Source organism: Clostridium sp. CS1-1 (assembly GCF_056135525.1).
In genome coordinates this window covers 609,857-624,730 of record NZ_CM148680.1, presented here as the reverse complement: position 1 = coordinate 624,730, position 14,874 = coordinate 609,857, and the positions used below count along the sequence as shown (strand labels likewise).

Annotated in this window: 6 protein-coding genes, 2 tRNA genes and 4 rRNA genes; 5 read left to right on the top strand and 7 right to left on the bottom strand. The window is 40.4% G+C overall.

Translation table 11 applies throughout. The features are described 5' to 3' along the window. Window positions 1-140: 140 nt before the first annotated feature. From AC0N0V_RS02745 to AC0N0V_RS02735, 3 genes are all read right to left on the bottom strand, one after another. A 16S ribosomal RNA gene (locus AC0N0V_RS02745) occupies window positions 141-1,647 on the bottom strand. A gap of 272 nt (window positions 1,648-1,919) precedes the next feature. Next, window positions 1,920-1,995: transfer RNA gene (locus tag AC0N0V_RS02740), tRNA-Met, on the bottom strand. Window positions 1,996-2,003: 8 nt separating this feature from the next. Further along, window positions 2,004-2,092: transfer RNA gene (locus AC0N0V_RS02735), tRNA-Leu, on the bottom strand. Between the two features lie 376 nt (window positions 2,093-2,468). Between AC0N0V_RS02735 and AC0N0V_RS02730 the strand changes: the two genes are divergently transcribed. The 5 genes from AC0N0V_RS02730 to AC0N0V_RS02710 all read left to right on the top strand — a co-directional run bounded on the left by AC0N0V_RS02730 (window position 2,469) and on the right by AC0N0V_RS02710 (window position 8,169). Further along, the gene (locus tag AC0N0V_RS02730) at window positions 2,469-3,284 is read left to right on the top strand and encodes a lecithin retinol acyltransferase family protein (RefSeq protein WP_474462019.1); all 816 of its coding nucleotides are present in this window, start codon (window positions 2,469-2,471) and stop codon (window positions 3,282-3,284) included. A 151-nt stretch (window positions 3,285-3,435) separates the two neighbouring features. Then, window positions 3,436-5,364, top strand: a complete 1,929-nt coding sequence (locus AC0N0V_RS02725; protein ID WP_474462018.1) for an alkyl/aryl-sulfatase — start codon at window positions 3,436-3,438, stop codon at window positions 5,362-5,364. Window positions 5,365-5,440: 76 nt separating this feature from the next. Continuing rightward, the gene (locus tag AC0N0V_RS02720) at window positions 5,441-5,914 is read left to right on the top strand and encodes a MarR family transcriptional regulator (RefSeq protein ID WP_474462017.1); all 474 of its coding nucleotides are present in this window, start codon (window positions 5,441-5,443) and stop codon (window positions 5,912-5,914) included. A 261-nt stretch (window positions 5,915-6,175) separates the two neighbouring features. Next, window positions 6,176-7,411 (top strand): MFS transporter, encoded by a 1,236-nt coding sequence (locus AC0N0V_RS02715; protein ID WP_474462016.1) that lies wholly within the window; start codon window positions 6,176-6,178, stop codon window positions 7,409-7,411. Window positions 7,412-7,962: 551 nt separating this feature from the next. After that, entirely contained in the window at window positions 7,963-8,169 is a 207-nt protein-coding gene (locus AC0N0V_RS02710) for a hypothetical protein (protein WP_474462015.1), read from the top strand. A gap of 264 nt (window positions 8,170-8,433) precedes the next feature. On the opposite strand, the gene rrf is transcribed toward AC0N0V_RS02710, so the two are convergent. The 4 genes from rrf to AC0N0V_RS02690 form a co-directional block, all read right to left on the bottom strand. After that, a 5S ribosomal RNA gene (gene rrf / locus AC0N0V_RS02705) occupies window positions 8,434-8,550 on the bottom strand. Window positions 8,551-8,659: 109 nt separating this feature from the next. Then, window positions 8,660-11,562: ribosomal RNA gene (locus tag AC0N0V_RS02700) — 23S ribosomal RNA — on the bottom strand. Between the two features lie 236 nt (window positions 11,563-11,798). Further along, a 16S ribosomal RNA gene (locus AC0N0V_RS02695) occupies window positions 11,799-13,305 on the bottom strand. Together the 16S, 23S and 5S rRNA genes form the textbook arrangement of a ribosomal RNA operon. A gap of 585 nt (window positions 13,306-13,890) precedes the next feature. Continuing rightward, window positions 13,891-14,856 (bottom strand): L-lactate dehydrogenase, encoded by a 966-nt coding sequence (locus tag AC0N0V_RS02690; protein ID WP_474462014.1) that lies wholly within the window; start codon window positions 14,854-14,856, stop codon window positions 13,891-13,893. Window positions 14,857-14,874: the final 18 nt, after the last annotated feature.

Genomic DNA, 14,874 nt, shown 5'->3' with positions numbered 1-14,874 from the left:
CAAAGAACAATATTGGAGATACACCTTATCATGCTAACTCTAATCGAGTCAACAGGAAAATGATCCCTCAAAATTAAACAGAGTGTAAACCAGAATTCCAATGTAACTAAAAACCTAAGTTTCTAGTTATTATTCCTTAGAAAGGAGGTGATCCAGCCGCAGGTTCTCCTACGGCTACCTTGTTACGACTTCACCCCAATCACTGACCCCACCTTCGGCCGCTGGCTCCTTACGGTTACCTCACGGACTTCGGGTGTTGCCAGCTCTCATGGTGTGACGGGCGGTGTGTACAAGGCCCGGGAACGTATTCACCGCGACATTCTGATTCGCGATTACTAGCAACTCCAGCTTCATGTAGGCGAGTTTCAGCCTACAATCCGAACTGGGATGAGTTTTTTAGTTTGGCTCCCCCTCGCGGGTTTGCATCTAATTGTACTCACCATTGTAGCACGTGTGTAGCCCTGGACATAAGGGGCATGATGATTTGACGTCATCCCCACCTTCCTCCCGGTTAACCCGGGCAGTCTCACTAGAGTGCTCAACTTAATGGTAGCAACTAATGATAAGGGTTGCGCTCGTTGCAGGACTTAACCTAACATCTCACGACACGAGCTGACGACAACCATGCACCACCTGTCTCCCTGCCCCGAAGGGCTTCCTCCATTACGAGTAATTCAGGGGATGTCAAGTCCAGGTAAGGTTCTTCGCGTTGCTTCGAATTAAACCACATGCTCCGCTGCTTGTGCGGGCCCCCGTCAATTCCTTTGAGTTTTAATCTTGCGATCGTACTTCCCAGGCGGAGTACTTATTGTGTTAACTGCGGCACAGAGGGTTGGACCCCCCTACACCTAGTACTCATCGTTTACGGCGTGGACTACCAGGGTATCTAATCCTGTTTGCTACCCACGCTTTCATGCCTCAGCGTCAGTTATGGTCCAGAGAATCGCCTTCGCCACTGGTGTTCTTCCTAATCTCTACGCATTTCACCGCTACACTAGGAATTCCATTCTCCTCTCCCACACTCTAGATATCCAGTTTGAAATGCAGCTCCCAAGTTAAGCCCGGGAATTTCACATCTCACTTAAATATCCGCCTACGCATCCTTTACGCCCAGTAAATCCGGACAACGCTTGCCACCTACGTATTACCGCGGCTGCTGGCACGTAGTTAGCCGTGGCTTCCTCCTTGGGTACCGTCATTATCGTCCCCAAAGACAGAGCTTTACAACCCGAAGGCCTTCATCACTCACGCGGCGTTGCTGCATCAGGCTTTCGCCCATTGTGCAATATTCCCCACTGCTGCCTCCCGTAGGAGTCTGGACCGTATCTCAGTTCCAATGTGGCCGATCACCCTCTCAGGTCGGCTACGCATCGTCGCCTTGGTGAGCCTTTACCTCACCAACTAGCTAATGCGCCGCGGGTCCATCTCAAAGCGGATTACTCCTTTAATTAGTTCTTCATGCGAAAAACTAATGTTATGCGGTATTAATCTCCCTTTCGGGAGGCTATCCCCCTCTTTGAGGCAGGTTACCCACGTGTTACTCACCCGTCCGCCGCTAATCCACCCCGAAAGGTTTCATCGCTCGACTTGCATGTGTTAGGCACGCCGCCAGCGTTCGTCCTGAGCCAGGATCAAACTCTCAATTTAAAAGTTTGTGACTCATTACTGTTTGTTACTTTAAAGTAACTCAAAGAATTGCTGGTTTATTTTAAAAACAAGTTTTATCTTGTGTTTCACTCTGTTTAATTTTCAAGGATCATGTCGATTTAACTCGACTGCTTGTATATCTTATCATGTTTCCTTCAACTCGTCAACTAGTAATTTATACTTAGTTATCTGTAACATCACACATTATAATGTGGTGTCGTTGATAGCTTTTACATAATATCATACAACTTTGATCATCGTCAATATTATTTTGGTTGCGGGAGCAGGACTTGAACCTACGACCTTCGGGTTATGAGCCCGACGAGCTACCAACTGCTCCATCCCGCGATATTTTTTGGTGCTGAAGACCGGAATCGAACCGGTACGGGTTTTAACACCCGCAGGATTTTAAGTCCTGTGCGTCTGCCAGTTCCGCCACTCCAGCACTATGTTTGCCACTCATCAAGCGACAAGGAATATCTTATCATCTCTAGTAAAAAACTTTATTAAATAATATTCCATTTGATTTAACTTAGCTCACTTATACTCAATCTTATTACGAATACATTAATGTTTCTTATATTGATACACTAGACTCAGTTGATGAACATTGTCAAGTTCAAGTCGATAGGAAATCACACCCTACAAGATCTTTATTTGTGTTATTAATTTCAATACATCACTTTTGCAGCTTTCTATAATATACTTCTCCCACTTATTATTAGATAGATGCCTTCCAGTTGTTTTTAAATTATATTTTGTGATAAACTACTATTGGATTTTATAATAACTATAAATGATTGAGGTATATAATGTTTTTTATGAAAAAGAAGAAATTTATATTAATTATATTTTTATCACTAATTATAGTAGGCTTCTACTTTTTATACAAAAGTTATTTTAATACTGCTAAACCTATAAATGTATCCCAACACATGGAGTTTAAAATTAATTTTGAACATCCTATAATCTTAGATGATACTACGATAAAAAGTATTACTGTTGAAGATAACGAAAAAAACTTAATAGATGTTTATACTTTTTTAAGTTCTGATAGAAAGAGTATTATAATAAATCCTCCTGTCGGTGGATTTGTTCCGGATAAAAAATATGACTTAACTATTTCTCCAGAAATCCATTTTGAAGATTATAAACTAAATACTAAAAAGTATATACCATTTATTGTAACAAAGGACACTCTTCGTCCCCCAGCAAAAGTTAAGAAAAAAGCAGAATATGGCGACATAGTTGGTATATCCGATGAATTTATGGGTTATAAATATGACCATTACGGCATTTACATTGGTAATAATAAGGTAATTCACTATATAAGTACTACTGGAAAAGTTGAAGATGCAATGATACAAGAAACGGATATAGCCCCTTATTTTAGAACTGGGAGTTTTTTTGTTTTAGATTTGAATGGATCACCAAAACTTACACCAGAGGAATCAGTAAAAAGGGCTAAGGAGAGACTTGGTGAAAAAAGTTATGATCTTTTACAAAATAATTGTGAACATTTTGTTTTTTGGTGTAAAACTGATAATAGTAAATCTTATCAAATAGACAATCTATCTCCACAACAAGTAAATCAATTACGAATGCTTATTTCTATGGGAGTAAATCTTCGATATTAATAATAGAATGACTTAACTATGTCAAAGTATTAGAATTAGGAACGATGAACCGTCCCCCAAGTAACGGCGCTTTTTTAAGATGTTCTCACGTACTAATCGCGTGGAGATAGTCATAAATTATTATAAGTAGTAAAGATCGGGAGGGTTAATTATGAGTTCCAATTATAAAAAAGATCAAGAGACAGCTAGTGATTTAAGAAAAAATGCCACATATGGAACTGCGTTAATAAACGAAGAGATATATAAAAAAATGGACTGGAGTAAAATACAAAATGAAAACAACTTGGCCAAAGAGGGAATGCTTGTTAATGCATACTTGCCCGTAATTAGAAGTGAGAATTCTTTGATTCCTGTATGGGATTTAAGACAATATACTTTTTTACTAAATAACTATATACCTTATACGGTTAATCCAAAGCTTTGGATACAAGGAAACTTAAATTTAAATGCAGGACTGTTTAAGGTTACAGATAATATATATCAGGTTAGAGGTTTTGATTTTGCCAATATGACCTTTATTAAAGGGAATACTGGCTGGATTATAATTGATTGTTTGGGTTCAAAAGAAACAGCAGAGGCGGCTATACAGTTTGTTAATAATTATTTTGGAGAGATTCCTGTTAGTACAATTATCATCACCCATTCTCATGAAGATCATTATGGAGGAGTTTTAGGTGTTCTTGATAACTTTGCTAAAGAAGATATTATTATTTATGCACCCAAAAATTTTATTAATTCTGCTTTAGAAGAGAATGTAAATGTAGGTGTTGCAATGTCTCGACGTGGTATATATATGTACGGTGTAGAATTACCTAAAGGTGAGAAAGGACAGATAGATAACGGCATTGGAAAAGGTCCATCAATTGGAACAGTAACTTTTACAAAAAACATTCATGAGATTAATGATCAATATGTAGAAAAAGTAGTTGATGGGGTCAAAATGGAGTTTCAATTAGCTTTAGATACTGAGGCCCCATCAGAAATGTTTGTATATATACCAAGTGAACATTCTTTATGTATTGCGGAGGATTGTAATGCAACCCTTCATAATTTATTAACTTTAAGAGGTGCCAAAGTTAGGGATGCAGCAGCTTGGGCAAAGGGTATTCAAAAAGCAATGGATTTGTGGGGCGCCACCCTAACTTCAGTATTTGGAGTTCACAACTGGCCTCGCTTTGGAAATCAATCCTGTATTGAATATTTGGAGAAACAAAGGGATGTATATCAATATATAAATGACCAAACTTTGAGGTTAATCAATAAAGGACATACAATTGAAGAAGTTGGAAGAATGGTCAAACTTCCTAATAGTATTTCAGATGAATGGTACAATAGTGAATTTTATGGAACTGTTATTCATAATGCAAAAGCAGTTTACCAGAGGTATCTTGGCTGGTATAACGGAAACCCAGTTGATCTGAATAAATTATTTCCAGAAGAGTCAGCAAAGAAATATATGGAATATATGGGTGGCGAGGATTGTGTTTTAGAGAAAGCTCGAAAATCATTCATGAGCGGAGAATATCAATGGGTTGCAGAGGTTACAAAACAAGTTATATATGCTAACCCAAATAATAGGGAAGCAAAATTGCTTTGTGCTGATGCTTTAGATCAATTGGCATATATTGCCGAGTCAGGTCCTTGGAGAAACGAATATTTAATGGGTGCTCAGGAATTACGCTATGGAGTTATTCCAATTAGTGGCTCCTTTATTTCGGATGATGTATTAGACAATTTACCTCTAGGAGATGTTATGTATTTACTTAGTATACGAATAGATGGATTAAAAGCTGGGAATTTAGATTATAAAATTAATTTTGTTATACCAGATAGAGGAGACATAGCTTCAACAGAAGTTAAACGAGGAATATTTAGATATTTAAATAACGAATTAGCAGAAGATGCAGCTGTTACTGTTACTATGCCAAAGAAGATACTATATCAACTGGCAACAACTAATGAAAAGCCGGATATTTCAAAGATAATGGTAGATGGGGATATTAATAAGTGGTATACATTTTTATCTCTACAAGATACCATAGATCAAAGGTTTAATATCATGACACCTATACCAAGGTAGTTGATAAATATTGTTGAAATAGAAACAAAAACTTAATATAATATTGTTAATGCACCAACGGATTGGAGGACAGGATATGAACAAAGAAGAACAGGTCATGATGGCTTTCAGGGAACTATTTAACAAGATGGCTTGGCTTAATAAGCTTAAGATGGAAGATAGTCTTAAGGATTATAAGCCTTCTGAAGTACATTATATCGAATGCATTGGAAGAAATGTAGATCCTAACGTGACAAAACTTGCAGAGTCCCTTTATATGACTAGGGGAGCCATAAGCAAAATCACCAAGAAGCTCATAGAAAAGGGTGTCATTGAAAGCTATCAGAAGCCAGATAATAAGAAAGAAATCTATTTTCGGCTTACTGAAAAAGGGCAAAGAATTTATAAAGTCCATGATGAGCTGCACAAAGAGTTTCAGGAGCGGGATAAAGCCGTTTTTGAGCAGGTAACTGAGGAGCAATTTGACAGTATGCTTAGCTTCGTGGAAAAGTATAGTAGGCATTTGGATGCAGAAATAAAGAAGCTGGGTGTAGATATTAAGTCGGAATAAACAGAGTTCTTAGTGGCTTCGACACTTAGAAATCGTTATCCAGGGACGTAGCCGCTCTAATACGCTTTCATAAGAGAGCGTATTAGAGCGGGTAGTCATCGGATAAATTTGAATAATGAAAATGAAACTACAAGCAGTCCAACTCTATTGAGAAGGGGCTGCATTTTTATCGGTATTGTTTTGTTGACAAGGAAACAAAGTAATGATATTATACTTTTGTTGACAAGGAAACAAAATATCACTTTTGAGAGGAGAATTTAAATGTTCAAATTTAGATCACATAATGTACAGAACACAGAACAAACCGTAGATAAACACGCTTTAATATTCGGTCTTATCTCTGTGTTTCTTTGTGGAATAGGCTTCACTATCATAGCACCTGTCGTCCCTTTCTTAGTGCAGCCTTATATAAGCAATCCAGGAGATCAAGCTATAATTGTTACGCTGCTTACCTCTGTTTATGCAGTTTGCGTATTTTTTGCGGCTCCCGGACTCGGAGCTTTGAGCGACAGATATGGCCGTCGTCCAGTACTCTTAGTATGCCTTTTGGGTTCTGCAATCGGGTACTTAGTTTTTGGCATAGGAGGAGCTCTATGGGTACTATTTGCTGGGCGTATAATAGATGGTATAACAGGCGGCACCATAAGCACTATCTTCGCATATTTTGCAGACATCATTCCTCCAGAACAGCGAACCAAATACTTTGGATGGGTGAGTGCGGTTGTAGGTGTAGGCACCGTCATTGGCCCTACTCTAGGCGGATTACTAGCTAAGTTTGGTTATTCTGTACCCATGTATTTTGGAGCAATAATAACTTTATTAAATGTTGTTTATGGAATCCTATATATGCCTGAGAGCCTTGACAAGAATAATAGACTGGAAAAGATTACTTTTGTAAGACTGAATCCATTTACGCAGCTTGCAAGCATACTTTCCATGAAAAGCTTAAAAAGACTACTTGTGTCAGGGTTCTTACTTTGGATACCTAACGGATCTTTACAGGCAGTTTTTTCACAATTTACAATAGATACTTTCAGCTTTCAGCCTGCACTAATCGGACTTATGTTTTCAATAATGGGCATCCAAGACATCATTTCGCAAGGTTTCATAATGCCAAAGCTTTTGACAAAGCTTAGTGATAAACAGATAGTAATTCTTGGAATGGTTTCAGAGATTATAGGCTACAGTCTTATTGCAGCATCGGCTTTATTCTCATTCTATCCTCCTTTTATTGTTGGAATGTTTATATTTGGTTTTGGTGATTCTATCTTTGGCCCTTCATTCAATGGGATGCTCTCCAAGTCTGTCCACTCTAGTGAACAAGGAAGGATTCAAGGAGGTAGTCAATCTATTCAGGCTTTAGCAAGAATGATTGGGCCTATCATTGGAGGTCAAATCTATGTATCACTTGGCCATGCCGCACCCGCTTTTATGGGTATGATTCTTATAGCAGCGGCAATACCAGTTTTATATAAGAGAACGCATGTAAATATGTAAGCTACCTACTTTCTTTAGGTAAGTATCAAACTTAATTTTTGATTATAGAGGGAGTATTAGAGCGGGTAATCATCGGATAAACTTTCATTGTTCTTCTTCATAAAATTATACCTCCTAAATTGTTGATGTGTTGGTCGGAAAACCTTCCATATCCTAACAGTTTTGGAGGTTTTTTAATACCCCGATGAAAGTTTCCCTTAACCACCTGTATAACAGGTGGTTAAGACTGTAGACAAAGTCCAAAGATGTATGCTGTTTACAGTCTTTTTTATCATAATAGAAACATGAAAGCGAATTCAGATAAAGGAGTGGGTTCCCATGATTTCCAAAATTCTATGAATGGTAGCAATTAATTCTCGGTGATTAACGTTAATGACTTAGTGCTACAAGATCATTTGGTTCAAATCCTAAAAATGGATTAGGTTTGAATTTGTGATAATTATCATAGAATATACTAATAATTTTTGATAGAATTATTAGTATATATAATAAAAATAAAATCTATTTAGCTCTTATAAAATATAAAATTCACTTTAAGGAAAGGTGTCCCTATGAGTAATGTAAATTTATCTAAAGTTGAAGACAATACTAAAGAAAAGGATTGGACAAATTTAATAACAAAATTTATAAAAGGAAACAGACCTATTAAGGAAAAGAAGACTATTCACTGTAATGATTACTCCTCTGTAATTTGTTTGAGATGTGATAAGTGTTGGTTGGGTGGTGGAAAGTCTAAAGAAGAGAATATCGAAAAGTAATATGACCTCTTGTAATAACAACACTTCCTCTTAATAATGTTAGTGGAGGTGTTGTTATTACAGATATAATTAAGGATGAAAACAGAAATCCAATCACAGAGTTTACAAACATATTTATTTCAGACCCAGAAATAAATAAACTACCTGATGACACATTTTTTAGAAAAATTCCCTTTGCATCAATACAGGAATTGTTCAGTGATTTAAATAATAATACAGAATATAAAAAAACACTAAGTTTTTAACTTAGTGTTTTTTCTAATTACCTAGCAGCGACCTACTCTTCCACACAGTCTCCCGTGCAGTACCATCGGCACTATGAAGCTTAACCATCGTGTTCGGAATGGGAACGGGTGTTACCTTCACGTCATAACCACCAGATATCTCAAGTTCATTACAGTTATGAATTATACTATACTAAACTTAATTTGTCAACATATTTTTATTATTTTTTAATATGTTGTTCTCTCAAAATTGCACAGTGATATATTAGGTCAAGCCCTCGACCTATTAGTATCAGTCAGCTGAACATGTTACCATGCTTACACCTCTGACCTATCAACCTTGTGTTCTTCAAGGGGTCTTACTAGCTTACGCTATGGGAAATCTTATCTTGAGGTGGGCTTCACGCTTAGATGCTTTCAGCGTTTATCCCGTCCCGACATAGCTACCCAGCTGTGCTCCTGGCGGAACAACTGGTGCACCAGAGGTCAGTCCATCCCGGTCCTCTCGTACTAAGGACAGCTCCTCTCAAATTTCCTACGCCCGCGACGGATAGGGACCGAACTGTCTCACGACGTTCTGAACCCAGCTCGCGTGCCGCTTTAATGGGCGAACAGCCCAACCCTTGGGACCTACTTCAGCCCCAGGATGCGACGAGCCGACATCGAGGTGCCAAACCTCCCCGTCGATGTGGACTCTTGGGGGAGATCAGCCTGTTATCCCCGAGGTAGCTTTTATCCGTTGAGCGATGGCCCTCCCACGAGGTACCACCGGATCACTAAGCCCGACTTTCGTCCCTGCTCCACTTGTTTGTGTCGCAGTCAGGCTCCCTTCTGCCTTTGCACTCTACGAACGATTTCCAACCGTTCTGAGGGAACCTTTGGGCGCCTCCGTTACTTTTTAGGAGGCGACCGCCCCAGTCAAACTGCCCACCTAACAATGTCCCGTGACCAGATTCATGGCCGCCGGTTAGAATCCCAGTACTGTCAGGGTGGTATCCCAAGGACGACTCCACAAAGGCTGACGCCTCTGCTTCGCAGTCTCCCACCTATCCTGTACAGACAATACCGAGACTCAATGCTAAGCTGCAGTAAAGCTCTACGGGGTCTTTCCGTCCAATCGCGGGTAGCGAGCATCTTCACTCGCAATACAATTTCGCCGGATTTGTTGTCGAGACAGTGCCCAAGTCATTACGCCATTCGTGCGGGTCGGAACTTACCCGACAAGGAATTTCGCTACCTTAGGACCGTTATAGTTACGGCCGCCGTTTACTGGGGCTTAAGTTCACACCTTCGCTTGCGCTAAGTGTTCCCCTTAACCTTCCAGCACCGGGCAGGCGTCAGCCCCTATACATCAGCTTTCGCTTTAGCAGAGACCTGTGTTTTTGCTAAACAGTTGCTTGGGCCTATTCTCTGCGACCACCTTGCGGTGGCACCCCTTCTCCCGAAGTTACGGGGTCAATTTGCCGAGTTCCTTGACAACAATTCTTCCGCTGGTCTTAGGATTCTCTCCTCACCTACCTGTGTCGGTTTGCGGTACGGGCACCAGTTCACTCCATAGAGACTTTTCTTGGCAGCGTGGAATCAGATACTTCGCCCAAAAGGGCTCCCCGTAACACCTCAGCATTGACTAGACGGATTTGCCTATCTAGTCTGCCTAAGTGCTTAGACGCACATCCAATAGTGCGCACATCTTATCCTCCTGCGTCATCCCATTTGTAATAACGCAAACTGGTGGTATCGGAATATCAACCGATTGTCCATCACCTACGCCTTTCGGCCTCGGCTTAGGTCCCGACTAACCCTGAGCGGACGAGCCTTCCTCAGGAAACCTTAGGTTTTCGACCAATAAGATTCTCACTTATTTCTCGCTACTTATGCCAGCATACTCACTCCTGTACAGTCCACCGCTCCTTACGGTACGACTTCAACCCATACAGGAAGCTCCTCTACCACTGATACTTACGTATCAATCCATAGCTTCGGTGGTAAGTTTTAGCCCCGAACATCTTCGGCGCAGGATCTCTCGACTAGTGAGCTATTACGCACTCTTTAAATGAGTGGCTGCTTCTAAGCCAACATCCTAGTTGTCTTGGAAATCCCACATCCTTTTCCACTTAACTTACACTTTGGGACCTTAGCTGATGGTCTGGGCTGTTTCCCTTTTGACCACGGATCTTATCATTCGTAGTCTGACTGCTTTGATTCAAGTATATGGCATTCGGAGTTTGATAGGGTTCAGTAACTGTTGTCAGCCCCTAGCCCATTCAGTGCTCTACCTCCACTACTCATTCAAAACGCTAGCCCTAAAGCTATTTCGAGGAGAACCAGCTATCTCCGAGTTCGATTGGAATTTCTCCGCTATCCACAGCTCATCCCATGGTTTTTCAACACCAATGTGGTTCGGTCCTCCACGGAATTTTACTTCCGCTTCAACCTGTCCATGGATAGGTCACCCGGTTTCGGGTCTACGACATGCAACTTTTTGCCCTATTCAGACTCGGTTTCCCTTCGGCTGCGTATCTTAAATACTTAACCTTGCTACACATCGTAACTCGCTGGCTCGTTCTACAAAAAGCACGTCGTCGCAGGTAAAACTGCTTCGACTGATTGTGGACACACGGTTTCAGGTTCTATTTCACTCCCCTTCCGGGGTTCTTTTCACCTTTCCCTCACGGTACTGCTTCACTATCGGTCACCAGTTAGTATTTAGCCTTGGGAGGTGGTCCTCCCTGCTTCCCACAAGGTTTCACGTGTCTCGTGGTACTCTGGATCAGATCTAGAAGTTTTCATTTTCATCTACAGGGCTGTTACCTTCTATGGCGGAGCCTTCCAGCTCTCTTCAATTAATTCCTACTTCCTTTTATGATCTGTCCGCAACCCCAGGAACAAGTTCCTGGTTTGGGCTCTTTCCCTTTCGCTCGCCGCTACTTAGGAAATCGATTTTTCTTTCTCTTCCTCCGGGTACTTAGATGTTTCAGTTCCCCGGGTCTACCTCTATAAACCTATGAATTCAGTTTACAGTACATAGCGTTAGCTATGTGGGTTGCCCCATTCGGAAATCTCCGGATCGCAGGCTATTTGCGCCTACCCGAAGCTTATCGCAGCTTATCGCGTCCTTCATCGGCTACTGGTGCCAAGGCATTCACCATGCGCCCTTTGTAGCTTGACCTTAAATCATAATTCTACAAAGGTATATATACCTTTAGCTTTACTTTGTTTATGTTAAATAACTTTCATTATTTAACGCTTATCACTGTGCAATTTTCAAAGAACAATATTGGAGATACACCTTATCATGCTAACTCTAATCGAGTCAACAGGAAAATGATCCCTCAAAATTAAACAGAGTGTAAACCAGAATTCCAATGTAACTAAAAACCTAAGTTTCTAGTTATTATTCCTTAGAAAGGAGGTGATCCAGCCGCAGGTTCTCCTACGGCTACCTTGTTACGACTTCACCCCAATCACTGACCCCACCTTCGGCCGCTGGCTCCTTACGGTTACCTCACGGACTTCGGGTGTTGCCAGCTCTCATGGTGTGACGGGCGGTGTGTACAAGGCCCGGGAACGTATTCACCGCGACATTCTGATTCGCGATTACTAGCAACTCCAGCTTCATGTAGGCGAGTTTCAGCCTACAATCCGAACTGGGATGAGTTTTTTAGTTTGGCTCCCCCTCGCGGGTTTGCATCTAATTGTACTCACCATTGTAGCACGTGTGTAGCCCTGGACATAAGGGGCATGATGATTTGACGTCATCCCCACCTTCCTCCCGGTTAACCCGGGCAGTCTCACTAGAGTGCTCAACTTAATGGTAGCAACTAATGATAAGGGTTGCGCTCGTTGCAGGACTTAACCTAACATCTCACGACACGAGCTGACGACAACCATGCACCACCTGTCTCCCTGCCCCGAAGGGCTTCCTCCATTACGAGTAATTCAGGGGATGTCAAGTCCAGGTAAGGTTCTTCGCGTTGCTTCGAATTAAACCACATGCTCCGCTGCTTGTGCGGGCCCCCGTCAATTCCTTTGAGTTTTAATCTTGCGATCGTACTTCCCAGGCGGAGTACTTATTGTGTTAACTGCGGCACAGAGGGTTGGACCCCCCTACACCTAGTACTCATCGTTTACGGCGTGGACTACCAGGGTATCTAATCCTGTTTGCTACCCACGCTTTCATGCCTCAGCGTCAGTTATGGTCCAGAGAATCGCCTTCGCCACTGGTGTTCTTCCTAATCTCTACGCATTTCACCGCTACACTAGGAATTCCATTCTCCTCTCCCACACTCTAGATATCCAGTTTGAAATGCAGCTCCCAAGTTAAGCCCGGGAATTTCACATCTCACTTAAATATCCGCCTACGCATCCTTTACGCCCAGTAAATCCGGACAACGCTTGCCACCTACGTATTACCGCGGCTGCTGGCACGTAGTTAGCCGTGGCTTCCTCCTTGGGTACCGTCATTATCGTCCCCAAAGACAGAGCTTTACAACCCGAAGGCCTTCATCACTCACGCGGCGTTGCTGCATCAGGCTTTCGCCCATTGTGCAATATTCCCCACTGCTGCCTCCCGTAGGAGTCTGGACCGTATCTCAGTTCCAATGTGGCCGATCACCCTCTCAGGTCGGCTACGCATCGTCGCCTTGGTGAGCCTTTACCTCACCAACTAGCTAATGCGCCGCGGGTCCATCTCAAAGCGGATTACTCCTTTAATTAGTTCTTCATGCGAAAAACTAATGTTATGCGGTATTAATCTCCCTTTCGGGAGGCTATCCCCCTCTTTGAGGCAGGTTACCCACGTGTTACTCACCCGTCCGCCGCTAATCCACCCCGAAGGGTTTCATCGCTCGACTTGCATGTGTTAGGCACGCCGCCAGCGTTCGTCCTGAGCCAGGATCAAACTCTCAATTTAAAAGTTTGCTTGCTCATTACTGTTTTGTTACTTTAAAAGTAACTCAAAGAATTGCTGGTTTATTTTAAAAACAAGTTTTATCTTGTGTTTCACTCTGTTTAATTTTCAAGGATCATGTCGATTTAACTCGACTGCTTGTATATCTTATCATTTCTACTTTGCTTTGTCAAGAATGTTTTTAATGTTTTTTATTTTCAATCTTTCTTGACAGCTTTTACATAATATCACAAACAAATACTTAGTGTCAATAACTTTTTAGTTATTGAATTTTGTTCACTTATCTGCCGCTCATCAAGCGACGAATGTTATCTTATCACGATTATATATCAGTTATTTAATTAAATAAGCTGTTTATCTTAGTTTATATTAATCATTCTTCATGTATCACTAAAAAGCAGATTATTTCACGTATAGATACGCCTGATATAGTGTTCTGTATTTTTTTAAAAAATTAACTATCTTTAATAGTTTTTTATATTATTCAATTAAAAATAGAATATATCAAAATGGTTTATTATTAATAATAAACCATTAAATTAGAAGCAAAACATAATCCCATCTATTTTTTAAATATTTATTAATACCCTACAATAATTGTTCCTTCAATAATTCATCTGCTTCATTCTTATATTTTTTTAATACCTCTGCAGATTTTATCAATTCCCTTAATTCTTCAGTACGCAAGTTAATTGTCTCTATTTTAGTTACTCCTTTTCTTCCTAGAAAGGCTGGTACACTTAAAAATATATCCTTTATGCCGTATTCACTATTTAAAAGCGTTGAAATAGATATCGCTTCCTTAGAGAATCCAAGAATACTTTCTATAATCTTAACAATAGAAAGAGATATTCCATAACAACTATGTTCATTACCAAGCCTAATGTTCCATCCTGCTCTTCTTGTTTCCTCTATAATTTCTTCTCTTGTTCTAGTGTCCAGAATTAGCCCATGATTATTTACATATTCTTGAATATCTATCCCTAAATACTTTGTACAACTCCATACTGGTACCATCGAATCCCCATGCTCTCCTATTATTGCAGATTCGATATTTGATGCTTGAATATTTAATTTTTTACCTAATAAATATTTAAATCTTATATTATCTAACACAGTTCCAGAACCTATTACTCGCGAGGAAGGAAGCCCTGAAAGTCTATATGCGACATATGTCATAATATCCATAGGGTTTGTTACAACTATAATAACGGCCTCAGGACTATATTTTACGATTTCAGGAATTATATCTTTATATATATTAATGTTCTTTGCGAGAACATCCATCCTTGTGCCATCTTCCTTAGGTAGAGTACCAGCAGTAATAACTACAATATCTGAACCAAATGAATCTTCAAAATTACCATTTCTAATATTTACTTCCTTGGTAAAAGGCGTGCAGTGAGCCAAGTCATAAGCCTTAGCTTTACCTCTTGCTTTGTTTCTATTAACCAAAACTATTTCTGATGAAAGTTCTTTTATCATCAAAGTATAAGATACTGTGGAACCAATAACACCAGTACCGACAATAGTTATTTTATTTGCTTTTCCCATCTATGTAAGTCCTCCTCA

Bases quoted from the DNA above. Each gene is read 5' to 3' on its own strand.
- AC0N0V_RS02730 (WP_474462019.1), top strand. From the start codon at position 2,469: ATGAAAAAGAAGAAATTTATATTAATTATATTTTTATCACTAATTATA.
- AC0N0V_RS02725 (WP_474462018.1), top strand. From the start codon at position 3,436: ATGAGTTCCAATTATAAAAAAGATCAAGAGACAGCTAGTGATTTAAGA.
- AC0N0V_RS02720 (WP_474462017.1), top strand. From the start codon at position 5,441: ATGAACAAAGAAGAACAGGTCATGATGGCTTTCAGGGAACTATTTAAC.
- AC0N0V_RS02715 (WP_474462016.1), top strand. From the start codon at position 6,176: ATGTTCAAATTTAGATCACATAATGTACAGAACACAGAACAAACCGTA.
- AC0N0V_RS02710 (WP_474462015.1), top strand. From the start codon at position 7,963: ATGAGTAATGTAAATTTATCTAAAGTTGAAGACAATACTAAAGAAAAG.
- AC0N0V_RS02690 (WP_474462014.1), bottom strand. From the start codon at position 14,856: ATGGGAAAAGCAAATAAAATAACTATTGTCGGTACTGGTGTTATTGGT.